Source organism: Sphingobacterium sp. Lzh-3, assembly GCF_046764375.1.
Taxonomy (GTDB): Bacteria; Bacteroidota; Bacteroidia; order Sphingobacteriales; family Sphingobacteriaceae; genus Sphingobacterium.
In genome coordinates this window covers 5,030,596-5,046,802 of record NZ_CP177226.1, presented here as the reverse complement: position 1 = coordinate 5,046,802, position 16,207 = coordinate 5,030,596, and the positions used below count along the sequence as shown (strand labels likewise).

The window sequence follows — 16,207 nt, the reverse complement described above, 5'->3', positions numbered from 1 at the left end:
ACTGGCTACTATTAACAAATATATTATTTCATTTGGGATAAATGAAAGTGCAAACGTTTGCTTAATTTTATTAAATTTCATGCAAACGTTTGATTGAAATAAAAATTATCATTTATTAATTCAATTTGTGATATTGCAAGCACATTGATGATTTAAAAAACATAGTTTAATGTCTGATTTTAACCAATTAGTAGTAGAGAACGCAGCAAAACAATTCACATTAGAAGGAGATATCATTTCAGTGCAACCGTTTGGTTCTGGCCATATCAATGATACTTATCGCGTAGTTACTACTGTATATAGCGGTGTATCGCATTTATTACAACGTATTAATCACCATGTTTTTCCGAACGTGGATGGATTAATGCACAATATTGAGATTGTCACCAAGCATCTTAGTAAGAAAGTTAAAGTCGCTGAAGGAAAAAGAATCAGCGACTATGTATTGACAATAGTTCCTACAAAAGATGGGAAATTATATATAAAAGATAGTCAGGGTAATTATTGGCGCATGTTTATTCTCATAGAGGATACCAAAAGCTATGATATTGTAGAGACTGAAGTACAGGCAGCGGAAGGTGGTCGTGCTTTTGGTTTGTTTCAAAAGCAGCTATCGGATTTAAATGCCTCATCGATCGTTGAGGTACTTCCTAACTTTCATAATATAGAGTTTAGACTCGAAAATCTTCGAAAAGCAATCGCTAATGATGTCTGTCAACGCGTAGCGTCGGTGAAAGACAAATTGGATTTTATCTTTAGTCGTGAAGATCGAATGAAAACCATTCTTGAACTTGGTAGTAAGGGGGAGCTTCCGCTGCGTATTACACATAATGATACCAAGTTTAATAATGTATTGTTAGATCGCCAGGATAAGATGCAATGTGTGATCGATTTAGATACCGTCATGCCGGGCTATGTGGCATACGACTTTGGAGATGCTATTCGGACGATTATTAACCCCGTTGCTGAGGATGAGAAGGATGTTTCGAAAATTCTGCTAAATCTTGCTTTGTATAAAGCATATGCCGAAGGTTATTTGGAGGAAGCGAATGACTTCTTGACAACTTTGGAGAAAGAAACATTGGTAGATGGAGCCTTCTTATTGCCATATATGCAAGGAGTACGTTTCTTAACGGACTATTTGGAAGGAGACCATTACTACAAGACTAAATATGAGGACCATAATCTTGTGCGTACAAATACGCAACTGAAATTGGTTGAGGAGATGGAAAAGAATGAAGCATTTATGCGTAAGGTAGTTTTTGATTGCATTTAACAATTTTATACCTTTAATCATATTGAGAAGCTTCGATCGCGTAGATGAAGCTTCTTTTTTCTGTAAAAAAAATATTCGAATGAAAAAACTAACCATTTTGCCTATCGCAGCAGAGCTGACCAATACACTAGATTATCATACTTTGTCGAAGCTCTTAAGCCATCTTGAATCGCATTCTTTGGAGTTTAATAATTGGAGCGAATCTTTCCCGTATAAACCTGAGGTACAATTTAAGATTGGCTACACCCGGGAGTATCTAGTGTTGCAATATGATGTCATCGAAGAACAACTTCGGGGTAATTATTCCGATACAAATCAAAATGTATGGGAAGATAGTTGTGTGGAGTTCTTTATTTCATTTGATGGACGCAAACATTATTATAATCTTGAATTTAATCTAATTGGAACGGGCCTTATCGGTTATGGCCCTGCCGAAAAGGCGAGTAGAAATCGGTTGGACATTGCAACAATAGAACAGGTGCGTACTTACTCTTTAATTGAGCGTAATGGTTCCGATAAGCGGTGGAGTATGATTGAGGTCATTCCACTTGCTGTATTTCAGTTTGACGATCTTGTAGAGCTGAAAGGTAAACTGATACATGGGAATTTTTATAAATGTGGCGATCATCTCAAACAACCACATTTTATCTCTTGGAATAAAATAGAAAACCCAACTCCTAACTTCCATCTCCCCGAGTTTTTTGGAGAAATGGTCTTTGGTTAGGAGTTGAGTAAAAAAGGTGATGCTTATTGGTAAACAGATTCTTTTTTGAATTTCTTTGCCAATAAAGCATACACTAATACGCGGTATTTATTTTTATTGGATTTACCAATAGCGGTAATAACCTCCTCTAATGCTTTGTCTAGCTCAGGGCCATCTTTTAGCCCTAGTTTTTTGATTAAGAAATTTTGTTTGACACGGTTCAGTTCTTCGGGATCTGATGCAGCGACGGTTTCGGAGTCTGCATTGTAAATGGAAGGTCCTATTCCTTTTGTTACTTTTGCAATAAATGCTTCATCTAATGATAAGCCTAGCTTTTTGGATTCTGCAACATATGCAGCAATTTTTTCATCTAATTTGCTCATAATTATGTAAGTGATTTAATTGTAGGTAGTTAAGTTAGGTAAAAAAGTCGATAAACAAAATTATTCTTTTGTTCCGGGAAAGAATGTTACATTTGCAGTCTTGATAAGTGCCGTTAATTAAAATGTGGAAAAATTCAGCTAATTATTCTTGGTAATTGTTGTAAGTTACATTTTTATAAGTTATCTTTGCACCTCAATAATTGAATATACGTAATCATAATAATAATGAAAAAAGATTTGCATCCTTCAAATTACAGATTAGTTGTATTTAAAGATATGTCAAATGACTATGCTTTTATTACAAAATCTTGTGTTGATACTAAAGAAACTATCACATGGGAAGATGGTAATGAGTATCCAGTTGTAAAACTAGAGATCTCTCATACATCACACCCTTTCTATACAGGTAAAATGAAATTGGTTGATACTGCTGGTCGTATCGACAAATTCCGTAACCGTTACAACAAAAAATAATTGTAGCAGATCTGTATATTACAATATTAAGAACTCGATAAATATAATTTGTCGAGTTTTTTTTGTTATTTTTAATTTGTGAAAATCTTCTTTACAGATTGCTTTGATTCGATCCAGTTGTTGGATAAGCTTAGCTCCCCATTAACTACTTTTGATAGAAAGAGTCTTTATCCATTTACTTTCGTGAAATCTTGCTTGGACCTTCGGGTTGGTATACTGACTTTACGGGAGAAATGGCAAAAATTAGCTTTAGCATTTGATGTACACTATATTGCCGCTCATTCGAACGAAGAGGGGATTATTTGGCTGTCTGAGAACGTTATCCCGTCAGTAGTATTATTGCAGGCTATACAGCGCTTGGGTGTAGGAGAGGTCCTTGTACAGGGTGGATACGTTATCGCTTGTTGTTATGCACGTATGGGTTCTTATCGTGTACAAGAGATTGATACGTCAGTGGATCTACTAAAGGGGGTAGAAGATCTGTTTTTGCTTACAGGAACTGAAATAACAAGTGATTTCAATCTGCTGGTACAAGATGTTCAGTCGTCCAGTATAGCTGTGACGAATCAATTGTTAGGAAATGACCTTTATGTAGCCGATCGTGTTAGCGTGGAGTGTGCTACGATCAATACCCTCCAAGGCCCCATATATATCGATGAAGATGTTACAATTATGGAGGGAGCGCATTTGCGTGGTCCATTGTACCTTGGTAAAGGAGCTGTTGTGAAAATGGGCGCCACGATTTATGGCAATGTTTCGATAGGGAAGCAGAGTGTCATTGGGGGAGAGATCGGGAATTCGGTTATAGGTGATTTTTCGGCCAAGGGGCATCATGGTTATCTAGGTTGCTCGGTGATAGGGGATTGGTGTAACTTAGGGGCTGGTACCTCTAATTCCAATTTGAAGAATAACTTAAAGACCGTTTCAATTTACGATTATGCATTGGACGGTGTTCGGGATACAGGTCTGTTAAAATGCGGAGCCTTTATTGGAGACTATACGCGCCTTGGTATCAATTCGGCTTTAAATACAGGTACGGTAATTGGAATTGCAAGCATGCTAGCAGATACAAGTTTTTATGCTAAATTTGTACCGTCATTTGCTTGGGTGTTCGACGGAGGTGTGCAAACTTATGAATTTGATAAGTTTATGGCATATTTGGAGACGCTGTATGCATCAAAAGGGGAAGAGCTCACGGAGCAGATTAAAGATAAATTGAATCAACTTAACAAAAAATATAATTAAATCGTAAAATCATGCGTAAAAAAATCGTAGCTGGTAATTGGAAAATGAATTTAGACTATCAATCAGGATTGAGCTTGTTTTCTGAAATTATCAATATGGCCAAAGATGAAGTGATTGGAAACCAAGAATTGGTTGTTTGTAGCCCATTTATTCATTTGTCAAGCCTTGGGCAATTGTCGAAAAATGTTGCAAATGTAAATATCGGTGCACAGAATATTCACCAAGCTGAGTCCGGAGCCTATACAGGTGAGATTTCGGCTTCACAGGTAAAATCAGTAGGCGCTTCACATGTTATTTTGGGGCACTCTGAAAGACGTGCTTATTTTGGTGAGACTGATGCATTGTTGGCATCTAAAGTGGATATTGCATTAAAACATGATTTAACACCAATATTCTGTATTGGAGAAACAAGAGAAGAACGCGAATCTGGAGCTTTCTTTGATGTGATCAAAACACAATTGACAGATGGATTGTTCCACTTGTCTAAAGAAGCTTTTGCATCTGTGGTATTGGCATATGAGCCAGTTTGGGCAATTGGTACTGGCTTGACAGCTAGTCCTGAGCAAGCACAGGAGGTTCATAAATTTATCCGCGAGGTGCTAGCTGATCAATATGGTCAGGAGATTGCTGATAATACAAGTATTCTGTATGGAGGGTCTTGTAATCCAGGTAATGCAAAAGATTTGTTTGCTCAAGCCGACATCGATGGTGGTTTGATAGGAGGGGCTTCTTTAAAATCGAGAGATTTTATTGATATCGCTAAAGTATTTAACGGCTAATTTTTAGAAATGAAATACGTAGAGGTTATCTTTCAAATGCGATCAGGCGAAGAATGGCAGAAGGATTTGTTGATATCTGATTTGGCTGATATTGGCTTTGATACTTTTGAGGATACCGAATCTGGATTTGCAGCTTATATTTCAGCTGCAAATCTTGACTTGCAAGCATTAGAAACTTTGATGCTTCAACCTTATGAAGGCCTAGAGGTCGATTATAAGATACAGGAAATAGAAAACCAGAATTGGAATAAATTGTGGGAAAGTAATTTCAACCCAATTGAGGTTGGGGGGCAATGCTATGTGCGTGCAACTTTTCATGAGGCAAAACCTGAGTTTCCCTATGAAATCATTATAGATCCGAAGATGTCTTTTGGCACGGGCCATCATCAAACAACTTCGATGATGCTTCAGTATATTTTGGAGAATGATTTTAATGGCAAGCAGGTTTTGGACATGGGCTGCGGTACAGGGATTCTGGCCATTTTGGCATCAAAAAAAGGTGCTAATTCTGTGTTGGCGGTGGATTATGATGAAATATGTGTCGAAAGTGTGATCGAAAATAGGGCACTCAATCATGTTGAGCATATTGAGGCGCTCTGTGGATCTTACGAAGTATTAACAGGTCGGGTCTTTGATGTGATTTTGGCAAATATTAATCGTAACATTCTTTTAGAACAATTACCTCAGTATGCATTAAGCATTCGAACAGGGGGTGAGCTGTACCTAAGCGGTTTCTATGAGCAGGAAGATTTAGCAATCTTAAGCGATGCGGCGACGTCATTAGGTTTTGAGTTTATCTCCAATAAAGTTTTAAATAATTGGTGTGCAGCCAAGTTTGTGAAGCGATAATTTAGCTATGCGGATTCATTTTATAGCAATAGGTGGTAGTGTGATGCATAACCTTGCTATTTCATTGGCAAAACAAGGGCATCAAGTGACAGGTTCTGACGATCAGATCGTAGAGCCTTCCCGTTCCCATTTGATTGAAGCAGGCTTGCTTCCCAATCAATTGGGCTGGTTTGCGGAAAAAGTGACGGAGGATATTGATGCTGTGATCTTGGGTGCTCATGCCCAGGCAGATAATCCTGAATTAAAGCGAGCACAGGAATTAGGTCTTAAAATTTATTCTTTTCCAGAATTTATACAAGAGCTTTCACAGGATAAAATCCGGGTGGTTATCGCTGGAAGTTACGGTAAGACAACCATAACGAGCATGGTGATGCACGTTATGCGATTTCTAGGAAAAGAATTTGACTATTTGGTAGGGGCTCAATTAAGGGGCTTTGATAAGTTGGTCGATATTACTAAGCATAATAAGATTATTATTATCGAAGGAGATGAATATGTTTCATCCAAGATTGATCCGAAGTCTAAGTTTTTGTATTATAAACCGAATATAGCCTTAATTTCGGGTATTGTATGGAACGAGTTTAACTCGAAGATATCACAAGAGGAATATATTAAACAATTTGAAGATTTTATTGACTCAATTCCGCCTAAAGGTACCTTAATTTATAATAAGGAAGATGTTGTGTTACAGAAGGTTCTCCAAGATACGAAAGATTGTAAGATCAATAGACATGGCTATAAGATTCCTGATTATACAATTAATAAGGGGGTAACTTATATCAATACACCGGATGGAGATGTTCCTTTGCAGGTGTTTGGTAAGCACAACCTATCTAATATTGCTGGGGCCTATACGATCTGCGAATGGCTGGGGATCAAAAAGAAAGAGTTCTTTGAGGCAATAAAAAGTTTTAATACTTCGATTCGTTATTTGGAGTTTGTTGCAAGCTCGGAAGGATCGGTGGTTTATCAGGATTATGCCTGTAATGCGGATAAAGTGAAGTCAAGTATTCACGCCGTGAAAGAACAATTTCCTAATCAGAAATTGGTCACAATTATCGAATTAAACTCGTATGATAGTTTAGATTCTTCCTTTTTGTTACAATATGCAAACTCGATGAAAGAGTCGGATGTCTCTGTGGTCTACGTGAATATAAATTCTTGTAAAGAACTTAATAAAGATATCGAAAGTGTCCCAAATAATATTAAGGATAATTTTAATAATCCTGATTTAGAGGTTGTTGTAAGTTTAGACGGACTCTATTCATTTTTAGATGGTGTCAAATCAAAGGGCTACAATTTACTTCTTATGAGTTTAAATAATTATAATGGGGTTAATTTGTCCGTGCTGGCTGATCGGTTTTTTAGAGATTTTTAGAGAAAAAATTATAATTTAATGTAAATTAAATTGTAATTTATTATTTTTGTTTAAAATATCTACCAGATGAATGCATTAGGAAAAAAAATCAGATTACTTAGACACCAAAAGGGGTGGAGTCAAGAGGATGTTGCAAAACGATTGGATATCTCAATCCCAGCATTTTCTAAAATTGAAACAGGGATTACAGATGTGAATTTGTCTCGCCTGAATCAAATCTCAAAATTATTCAATTTGACAGTTGTTCAACTTTTATCTACTTCTGATTCTGAAGAAGACAAAGAGTATGTAAATGAGGTGAATGCTTTGACGCAAAAATTACAACAACGCGATAGCGAAGTAATTGAATTGCAGAAAAAGGTTATTGATCTTTATGAGCAATTGCACAAAAGATAAGGCATATTAAAATTGTTACCGAAAAGGCAATCCAAAGGGTTGCCTTTTTTTGTTTATGCAACTTTATTTTGGTCAAAAGTGATTTTGTTTTTGTTTCTTTGTAAGTATTTTATCAAAAAAATAAAGGTTGATTATTTATGGGGAGATTAAACGGGGATATTACGACTAGCCCGTCGACTGATTTTTTTAAGTCAAATGTATTGGGACAGCGTTCAGGGCTTTTTGTCCTTTTCTTTACAGAAATGTGGGAACGTTTTTCGTTCTACGGGATGCGTGTACTCTTAATGCAGTTTTTAACTGCTGCAGTTATTCAAGGTAGTCCTTTCTCGGGATGGTCTTGGACTGCACAACAAGCTGGAGCACTTTATGGAACCTATGCCATGATGCTCTATTTAACTCCTATTATAGGAGGGATTATAGCGGATAAATATATTGGATCGCGTAAAGCTGTGATCATCGGTTCGGCGATTATGACGCTTGGCCATGCTGCCATGGCCTTTGATACTTCGATTATGTTTTTCCTTGGTTTAGTGTGTCTAGTTATCGGAACGGGTTTCTTCAAGCCTAACATGCCATCTATCTTAGGTGAGATGTATAAAGATCTGCCAGAAAAAAAAGACGGAGCTTATACCATATTTTATATGGGGGTCAATGCCGGTGCTTTCTTTGGTATGATGCTATGTGGATATATTGCCGAAACTTATGGCTGGCATTGGGGATTCGGTTTGGCTGGTATCTTTATGCTTTTGGGAACACTGCAGTTTGTTTTCGCAAAACCACTCATGGGAAATCTTGGTGTTTTAAATAAGTCCACCTCTGGGGAGCATAAAGTTATCGCTGAGGATACGGATACAAGAAATCCATTTACCATACGGGATTATGTATTGATCGCGATAGTTTCTATTATTGGTTTTGTATACGCTTTTAATGACCCCTTGTCTAAAAATGGGATTCGTGATGTGTTTGCTACGTTGGATACGCCGTTTCTAAGAGGGCAGTATATAATGGTCATTGTGGCGTTGATTCTCTTTATTTATCTTGTTGTTACGCGGATATTGCGTTACGACAAAGTGGTGCGGGATCGGATGTTCGCAGTTGTGCTGTTGGCTTTTTTCTTGGTCTTCTTTTTTATGAGCTTTGAGCAGGGAGCAACTTCATTAGTTCTTGTGGCTAGAGATAATATTGATAGATCACTTACTGGTGCTGCATTGACGACCTTTAATGTGGTAAATGGTTTATTGACGATTGTACCGCTTTCAATTATCTCTTGGGTTCTGATTAAATTGGCAAAAGTAACCTGGAACAAAATTGCCATTTCAAATATCGTATTGTTTATCTGTTTTGGGTTGATTTGGGGAGCAGTAATCTGGATGTTGTACAACGAATTCAATAAAGAAGCATCAGAAATCAAAGTTTCTTGGTTCTCTATTCTAAACTCATTTTTTATCATTGCACTAGCCTCTTCAGTATCCAAAATTTGGGAGTCGAAGTATAATCCATCGGCGGCCTTTAAATATGGCTTTGGACTGATCTTGGTTGCGATAGGATTTTTGATTATTGGATTAGGATCAATAGGAATAAGTCAGGGGACAAAAATTTCGATGGTGTTTTTGGTGCTGACCTATTTGTTCCATACGTTGGGTGAATTATTTATTTCGCCTGTAGGTTTATCTTATGTGTCGAAATTGGTGCCTGCGCGCATGCTTGCATTTATGTTTGGCATCTGGTACTTGGCAATCGCTATTGCGCAGAAACTTGCTGCAGCATTGGGGGGGCAAGTGGAGACCATTCAAGAGGAACACTCCTTGAGTTACTTCTTCTTCTTATTTACAGCAATTCCTGCCTTAGCAGGCCTGTTAGTAATGCTGTTTAATCCATTGATTAAACGATTGATGCACGGAATTAAATAACAAATATATAAGCTTCTTTTACGAAAGAAGCTTTTTTGATTAATATAAATTAGTATGGAGGTTAGTACAAGGGAATCGCTAGAAGAGATTCAAAATTTTGACGGAAAATACCCAAAGCAAATCTGGAGTTTGTTTTTTTCCGAGATGTGGGAAAGGTTCTGTTTCTATGGCATGCGCGGTATGTTGGTGTTCTTTATGATCACACAATTAAACTTTGCTGAAAAGGATGCCAATTTACAATATGGAGCGACACAGGCATTTGTTTATGCGTTTACATTCATAGGTGGGCTGTTTGCAGACAAAATTCTTGGTTTTAGAAAGTCTTTATTCTGGGGTGGCTTATTGATGATCGTAGGGAGCTTATTTCTTGCAGCAGATCCGCATAAGTATTTCTTTTTTGGTTTATCATTTATCATTATAGGTACCGGTTTTTTTAAACCCAACATATCGACGATGGTAGGTGAGCTGTATAAAAAAGGTGATGTTCGTCGTGATGGTGGTTTTTCGTTGTTTTATGCGGGAATAAATTTAGGTGCATTCTTAGGCGGATATATCTGTGTTGCGATCGGTAAAGGGTATATGCTGACGTCAATTATTTCTGAGGCACATCGTTGGAATGTTGCCTTTGGTTTGGCGGCGGTAGGAATGTTGGTTAGTTTGGTGAATTTTCATTTCACTAAAAGACATTTGGGGCCAATTGGACTTCAGCCGGGTAACCCTGATGCGATTGTAAAAACAAAGGCACTTCCAAAATGGGTAGAATATGCCGTATATATTGCGACATTGATTTTTATCCCTATTATTCAGGTCATGGTGTCAAAAACGCAGTATACAGACTATTTTATGTATACAATTGGCCCATTGACGCTGTTATATCTTTTCTATGAAATGTCTAAAGTGACTGCTGAAGAGCGGAAGAAATTAATTGCTGCCCTGGTGTTTATTCTTTTCTCGATTATTTTTTGGGGAATATATGAGCAAAGTGGCGGTTCCTTAAGCATCTTTGCTGCCAAGCATTTGAATGATTCTTTATTGGGCGTTATGACGCTCGATCCAAATGGTGTTAACAATTCAGGGGGAGCGTTATTTATTATTGCATTAGCACCTCTTTTTGGCCTTTTTTGGATTTGGTTGGGCAAGCGTAAACTTGAGCCAAATACCATTATTAAGTTTGGTCTTGGTTTTGTTTTCTTGGGATTAGGCTATTATGTCCTATTTGCTACGCGTTTATTCGCTCACGATGGTATGACCTCGTTGGATGTCTTTACACTTGCCCTGCTAGTGATCACCGTTGGGGAGCTTTGTCTATCACCAATTGGTCTTTCCATTATGACGAAATTGTCTCCGGCGAGATTGCAAGGTATCATGATGGGAATGTGGTTCTTGGCGAGTGCTTACGGTCAGTATGTAGCAGGTTTGATCGGTGCTAGTATGGCCGAAGCTAAGGAAGGAAGTTCATTGGCGGATAAATTGGTGACTTATACGGAGAGTTATAAACAATTAGGTTTATATTCTTTGATTGCCGGTGTGGTGCTTATAGCCTTGTCGCCTGTTGTACGTAAATTGATGGGTAACGTGAAATAAGCGTTAACAATTTTGACACATTAAAGTTATTCGTTCAACATAAAAAAAGCTTGATTATTAAATCAAGCTTTTTTTATATCAATAAATCCATTTGAATTTATAATCTTTTTCTGGAACCTTCATCCGATCAGCCAGTCTAGCCAAACGATCGGGTAGTTTTAGTAGATAATCTCTCGCTTTCTCGCCTTTATCATTAAGCCCTGTGACTTGATCTATTTGCCATTCGTTGTTTAGGTCTTTCAATATATCAACATAGTCTAAGGCAGTATATACACCCAGTCGTTGAGCTGCATCAGAGAAATGTGCAAAAGCTTCTCCTTGAGGTTCGCCTGCTTCTCTTAAAAATTGTGCTGGCATAACGATTTTTTTGCGCATCATATCCTCAAATGCAATCATGACTTCACTCGGGTCTACGGTGATTGCTTTTGAAATAAAAGACATATAGGCTTTGGCATGGCGTGCTTCATCAGATGCGATGACACCACACATTTTTGCCAAAAGTTTATCACCGCTTTTTTTAGAAAGCCCAGATACACGGCGGTGGGAAACGTTGGTTGCCAATTCCTGAAATGAAGTATAAATAAAATTCCGGTAAGGGTCTGCACCAGTACCGATATCAAAACCGTCTTGAATAAGATATTGCGTAGACATTTCAAATTGACGCATGTCTATTCTACCTGACAAATAAAGGTATTTGTTCAACAGGTCACCGTGGCGGTTTTCTTCAGCCGTCCAAGCGCGTACCCATTTCATCCATCCACCCTGTTCGTTTTTGTCAACATCTTCTACCATGGTCAACCATGATTCGTACGTTGGAAGGGCCTCTTCGGTGATGGTGTCTCCAACTAATACTGCGACCAAATCATAAGAGAGTTCTTTTGCACTTTCCTGCAACTCTTTTACTTCCTCAAAAAAAGTGTCCCTAGAAGAATCTGGAAGAAAATCGGCAGGTTGCCACATGTCTTCAACAGGCTTCAGGTATTCGCTCATCTCATTGAGCATGAACGGTTCCAAATAGGCCATCACTTCTTTACGTGAGCCTTCTGGTAAATTTAGAGGTAATTCTTGCATATCATTACAAAGGTAACTAAATAGCATCAATAAATTATAAAAGCGAACTATAATTGTTTAAAATGCCAGAAATTACTTTTTTGGCTGAGGATACCTTGAAAAACCGATATTGATAATGACATAAAAAACAGATTGGCCAGCCTGTATTCGATAAAATACTATTAACTTTGTATAAATTATTTAGACGACGTTGGAAAAATTTAATATAGATAAAATACGTGCCGATTTTCCGATTCTGAAGAGAGAGGTCAATGGTAAACCATTGGTTTATTTGGATAACGGCGCGACAACACAGAAGCCGAGTTCTGTTATCAATTCGATTGTACATTATTATACAGATATGAATAGTAATGTGCATCGGGGCGTACATTATCTTAGTCAGATATCGACGGACGCTTTTGAGGTGACTCGGAAAAAAGTTCAGGCTTTCATCAATGCTGCGGAAGATAAGGAAATCATTATCACCAAAGGAACAACAGATGGAATAAATCTGATTGCAACTTGTTATGGCAGAGCTTTTATCCACGAAGGTGATGAGATTATTATCTCAGCGATGGAGCACCATTCTAATATTGTGCCTTGGCAGATGCTTTGTGATGAAAAGGGCTGTAAAATTCGGGTTATTCCGATGAATGATAAAGGTGAGCTTGATATGGATGCCTACAGCAATTTGTTTAATGAGAAAACCAAATTAGTTGCTGTAACCTATGTTTCAAACTCCCTCGGGACAATCAATCCTGTGCGTGAGATGATTTCAATTGCTCACCGACATGGTGCTGTTGTGTTAGTTGATGCTGCACAGGCGGTTCAACATATACAGATTGATGTTCAAAAGCTTGATGTAGATTTTTTGGTATTCTCCGGGCATAAAATGTACGGCCCTACTGGAGTCGGGGTGTTATACGGTAAAGAGGACTTATTGAACGCGATGCCGCCTTATCAGGGGGGGGGAGATATGATTAAAGAGGTTACTTTTGAAAAAACGACCTATAATGAATTGCCTTTTAAATTTGAAGCCGGTACGCCCAATATTGAGGCCGGTATCTGTTTGAACGAGGCTATCGATTATATCAATTCAATAGGTCTGGAAAATATCGAGGCCTACGAACACGATTTGTTGGAGTACGCTACGGAGAAGTTGGCTGAAATTCCGGGTATGCGGTTTATCGGAACGGCCGAGAAGAAATGTTCCGTTATTTCATTTGTAATTGACGGCACGCATCCTTATGACGTTGGTGTGATCTTGGATAAATTAGGAATCGCTGTGCGTACAGGCCATCATTGTGCCCAACCTGTCATGGATAGGTTTGGCATCCCGGGAACGATTCGTGCTTCTTTAGCCGTATATAACACAAAAGAGGAAATAGATATTTTGGTCGCCGGTATCCAACGCGCGGTCAATATGTTGGTTTAATAAAAAATAGGTATGACCATTAATGAAATACAGGATGAATTAATTGAGGATTTTGCTTTCTTTACGGATTGGATGGAAAAATATGAGTACATCATCCAGCTGGGAAAAGAAGTGCCTCTAATTGATGAACAATACAAAACAGATGAATATATCATCAAAGGATGTCAGTCCAAAGTATGGCTTTTCCCGGAAATAAAAAATGGAAAAGTGTATTTTACGGCAGATAGCGATGCGATTATCACAAAAGGCTTGGTGAGTTTAATGGTCAAAGTGCTATCTGGACACAGCGCCAAGGAGATCGTTGATGCCGATTTATATTTTGTAGATAAAATAGGGTTAAAAGAACATTTGTCACCGACAAGGGCAAATGGCTTGCTATCCATGATTAAACAGATGAAATTGTACGCATTGGCATTGCAAGTGAAAGCTTAAAAGGGGATTATTCATCCCCTTTTCTTAATACTCTTTTACATAGCTCTTATCCTCAGCTTGAGGTTCCTCTTGAAATTATCCTATGAGCTCCTGGATAATGATTTTTTTCATTTTCATGAGCGCTTCATTTGCCCCCGGTCGCTGTAGTAATGTTGCAATTTGTTCGGGTACGATCTGCCAGCTTACGCCGAATTCGTCTTTACACCAGCCACACATGCTCTCTTTACCTTTCTTCGTGATATTATTCCAGAAATAATCAATTTCCTGCTGATCTTTACAGAGGATGGTGAGTGAAATACCTTCGTTAAACGTGAAAGTTTGAGGAACTCCGCTATCCATTGCCATGAGCGTAAAATCCCGGACTAAAAATTGGGTATGTTGGATTGATCCGATATATTCACCTGCTGTGTATTTCATGATCCCATTGCTTCGAAAATCATGAAATAATTCTGCATAAAATGCTAAAGCTTGTTCGCAATTTCCCTGTTGCTCTCCGCAATACATTAAGGTTGGTACAATTGCCTGTTGGTTGGTGTCGCTTAGTTTACCGAGGTATAATTGCCAATTGACACCAAACTTGTCGGCCAGCCAGCCGTAATAAGGGCTCCAAGGGTAGTAGTTTAGTGGCATTAAGGTATTGCCGCCCTCAGCAAGTGAATTCCAGATACGATCAATTTCCTCTTTGCTTTCGCAAATGGCCATAAATGATATGGAGGGGTTGGGTTTGAATATAGGACCTCCATTTATTCCAATAAATTTTACACCGTTTAGGACAGCTTCAACAACGATGGGAGAGCTATTGCTAATATGGCTTTCGGGGAAGATGCGACAGTAAAGATCAAAGGCTTCCTGCGCGTTCTGATCGAACCAAATGGATGGGATAATTGAATTATTCATCATTTTCTTTTTGTTTTAGCGTTCACCTATTTGTATTTGTCGTTCAATCCCTTTTTAGCGAGGACCAACGGCTTAATTTTTTCAAGACGGGATTGTTTCGTTTTTTCTTGCTTGGCCTCATCGATGTACTCGATGTATTCTTTCTGTTTTCCTGGTGTTAAAGCCCGGAAACTTTCCCCGAAGGTCGGATCTGCCTGTAGCGCTTCTAATAATAGGCCAGTGGGGGGCTTCGTTGGAGATTTCGTTGGTTTGAGCTCTTTTCCCTCGTCAATGGTTTGGATGGATTCTTGGATATAGGCGGCTATTTTTTCGACATCCATATCCATAACGTCTTCAAAGCGCCATTGTCGTAATGCTTTCGTTTTTCCTTCGGAGGCACTGATGAGATGTTTATCCGGATCGGCTAAGAATACACCGTTATAAAACCAGAGGGAAAAGAAATTTTTAAAGCCGCCCCAACCGATGACATTTTTTCCTTTATGAGTATAGATGTTACTCCCCCATTTGAATTCCTTTTTTAAGGAAGTTTGCCGGATGATTTGCTGCATGAGTTCTTCGGCCTCCTGCCAGTTCCCTCGGCTTTGGTACCAATTAGGGCCTTGTTTGTCTTTAAGCTTATCAATATTAAAATTGACAATATCGGTAATTATTTGTGTTGGAATCGGTTGATCCAAGGGGATTTGTATCGCACCTTTTGTGGTCTTAAAATTTTTGAGTTCTGTAGCGAAGTACGCTATAGCAGCTGGTCCTGGATAGAGGCCCAAATGGTTTTTGTTCATCGCAAAATGGATGATATTACCCTTGTATCTGAAGGTCGGCATTTGATAAGAGATCGTTTCATCTGCAGAAGAAGGGACTAAGCCAGCAATAAGCTGTCTCACCTTGATCAGATATTCTTTTTTCTCCTCTTCAAATTGATTGATATATTCGTCTATTGTTGCGATGCTCGTTGCCATAATTTGTGTTATTCTTTGATTCTCGTATACTTATTTTCAATAAACTGTATCGTTTCGGACATAAGCTGATGGAGTATCTCTATATTGATGTCGCTTAATTTCTTGATGTATATGCAGGCTTTGCCTATTTTGAATTTCCCTAGCTGATCGACCAAATGTCGGTGCTCATCGGCACCGGTAAATACATAAAGGGAGATTGCGGACTTTCGCGGACTGAATCCGATCAAAGGAGCATAGCCTTCATGCCCGCTTGCATAGGTATAATGATAGTTTCCAAATCCGATGATCGTTGGTCCGTACATTTTAGCCGGCTCACCCGTTGTGGCTTCCATAAGTTGTATCAATATTGCACTATCGATTTGTTTTTGTGGGTCGTCAACTGTTTTTATAAAGTCTTGGACAGATGCTTCGGTATATGCCGTTTTATTTTTTGCCATGTATAGTTGAAGTCTTTGCCGGA

Annotated in this window: 17 protein-coding genes; 12 read left to right on the top strand and 5 right to left on the bottom strand. The window is 38.4% G+C overall.

Annotated elements, in window-relative coordinates; translation table 11 throughout:
* Positions 1 to 169 precede the first annotated feature (169 nt).
* Both ACLCDV_RS21280 and ACLCDV_RS21275 read left to right on the top strand, forming a co-directional pair.
* Positions 170 to 1,276, top strand: a complete 1,107-nt coding sequence (locus ACLCDV_RS21280; RefSeq protein ID WP_317669710.1) for an aminoglycoside phosphotransferase family protein — start codon at positions 170 to 172, stop codon at positions 1,274 to 1,276.
* A gap of 79 nt (positions 1,277 to 1,355) precedes the next feature.
* On the top strand, positions 1,356 to 2,000 hold the full coding sequence (locus ACLCDV_RS21275) for a carbohydrate-binding family 9-like protein (RefSeq protein WP_317669711.1): 645 nt from the start codon (positions 1,356 to 1,358) through the stop codon (positions 1,998 to 2,000).
* Between the two features lie 23 nt (positions 2,001 to 2,023).
* Here ACLCDV_RS21275 and ACLCDV_RS21270 read toward each other — a convergent pair whose 3' ends face one another.
* A complete protein-coding gene (locus ACLCDV_RS21270; RefSeq protein WP_333627189.1) occupies positions 2,024 to 2,362 on the bottom strand; it encodes a DUF2853 family protein in 339 nt (112 codons plus the stop codon).
* Positions 2,363 to 2,587: 225 nt separating this feature from the next.
* Here ACLCDV_RS21270 and ACLCDV_RS21265 point away from each other — a divergent pair, with 225 nt between their 5' ends.
* From ACLCDV_RS21265 to ACLCDV_RS21230, 8 genes are all read left to right on the top strand, one after another.
* A complete protein-coding gene (locus tag ACLCDV_RS21265) occupies positions 2,588 to 2,836 on the top strand; it encodes a type B 50S ribosomal protein L31 (RefSeq protein ID WP_046671774.1) in 249 nt (82 codons plus the stop codon).
* Between the two features lie 78 nt (positions 2,837 to 2,914).
* Positions 2,915 to 4,081 (top strand): putative sugar nucleotidyl transferase, encoded by a 1,167-nt coding sequence (locus ACLCDV_RS21260; RefSeq protein WP_317669713.1) that lies wholly within the window; start codon positions 2,915 to 2,917, stop codon positions 4,079 to 4,081.
* Between the two features lie 11 nt (positions 4,082 to 4,092).
* Positions 4,093 to 4,860 carry a triose-phosphate isomerase gene (gene tpiA / locus ACLCDV_RS21255; RefSeq protein ID WP_120333340.1) on the top strand — a complete coding sequence of 256 codons (768 nt, stop codon included), beginning with the start codon at positions 4,093 to 4,095 and terminating at the stop codon, positions 4,858 to 4,860.
* A 9-nt stretch (positions 4,861 to 4,869) separates the two neighbouring features.
* A complete protein-coding gene (gene prmA, locus ACLCDV_RS21250; RefSeq protein ID WP_120333341.1) occupies positions 4,870 to 5,709 on the top strand; it encodes a 50S ribosomal protein L11 methyltransferase in 840 nt (279 codons plus the stop codon).
* A 7-nt stretch (positions 5,710 to 5,716) separates the two neighbouring features.
* A complete protein-coding gene (locus ACLCDV_RS21245) occupies positions 5,717 to 7,087 on the top strand; it encodes a Mur ligase domain-containing protein (RefSeq protein ID WP_286770958.1) in 1,371 nt (456 codons plus the stop codon).
* A 66-nt stretch (positions 7,088 to 7,153) separates the two neighbouring features.
* Entirely contained in the window at positions 7,154 to 7,483 is a 330-nt protein-coding gene (locus ACLCDV_RS21240; RefSeq protein ID WP_046671770.1) for a helix-turn-helix domain-containing protein, read from the top strand.
* Between the two features lie 137 nt (positions 7,484 to 7,620).
* Complete coding sequence (locus ACLCDV_RS21235) at positions 7,621 to 9,393, top strand: peptide MFS transporter (protein WP_411972186.1); 1,773 nt, start codon at positions 7,621 to 7,623, stop codon at positions 9,391 to 9,393.
* Between the two features lie 54 nt (positions 9,394 to 9,447).
* Entirely contained in the window at positions 9,448 to 10,977 is a 1,530-nt protein-coding gene (locus ACLCDV_RS21230; protein WP_411972185.1) for a peptide MFS transporter, read from the top strand.
* Between the two features lie 78 nt (positions 10,978 to 11,055).
* Here ACLCDV_RS21230 and ACLCDV_RS21225 read toward each other — a convergent pair whose 3' ends face one another.
* Entirely contained in the window at positions 11,056 to 12,048 is a 993-nt protein-coding gene (locus ACLCDV_RS21225) for an acyl-ACP desaturase (RefSeq protein WP_317669714.1), read from the bottom strand.
* A gap of 190 nt (positions 12,049 to 12,238) precedes the next feature.
* Between ACLCDV_RS21225 and ACLCDV_RS21220 the strand changes: the two genes are divergently transcribed.
* Both ACLCDV_RS21220 and ACLCDV_RS21215 read left to right on the top strand, forming a co-directional pair.
* Complete coding sequence (locus tag ACLCDV_RS21220; protein WP_411972184.1) at positions 12,239 to 13,462, top strand: SufS family cysteine desulfurase; 1,224 nt, start codon at positions 12,239 to 12,241, stop codon at positions 13,460 to 13,462.
* A gap of 12 nt (positions 13,463 to 13,474) precedes the next feature.
* Positions 13,475 to 13,894, top strand: a complete 420-nt coding sequence (locus tag ACLCDV_RS21215) for a SufE family protein (protein ID WP_411972183.1) — start codon at positions 13,475 to 13,477, stop codon at positions 13,892 to 13,894.
* Between the two features lie 75 nt (positions 13,895 to 13,969).
* Here the strand turns inward: ACLCDV_RS21215 and ACLCDV_RS21210 are convergent, their stop codons facing one another.
* The 3 genes from ACLCDV_RS21210 to ACLCDV_RS21200 are packed head-to-tail and all read right to left on the bottom strand — an operon-like array spanning position 13,970 to position 16,184.
* Positions 13,970 to 14,794, bottom strand: coding sequence for a VOC family protein (locus ACLCDV_RS21210; RefSeq protein WP_411972182.1), 825 nt, complete (start codon positions 14,792 to 14,794; stop codon positions 13,970 to 13,972).
* Between the two features lie 23 nt (positions 14,795 to 14,817).
* On the bottom strand, positions 14,818 to 15,747 hold the full coding sequence (locus ACLCDV_RS21205) for a DUF1801 domain-containing protein (protein WP_411972181.1): 930 nt from the start codon (positions 15,745 to 15,747) through the stop codon (positions 14,818 to 14,820).
* Between the two features lie 8 nt (positions 15,748 to 15,755).
* Entirely contained in the window at positions 15,756 to 16,184 is a 429-nt protein-coding gene (locus tag ACLCDV_RS21200) for a DUF1801 domain-containing protein (RefSeq protein ID WP_411972180.1), read from the bottom strand.
* Positions 16,185 to 16,207 lie beyond the last annotated feature (23 nt).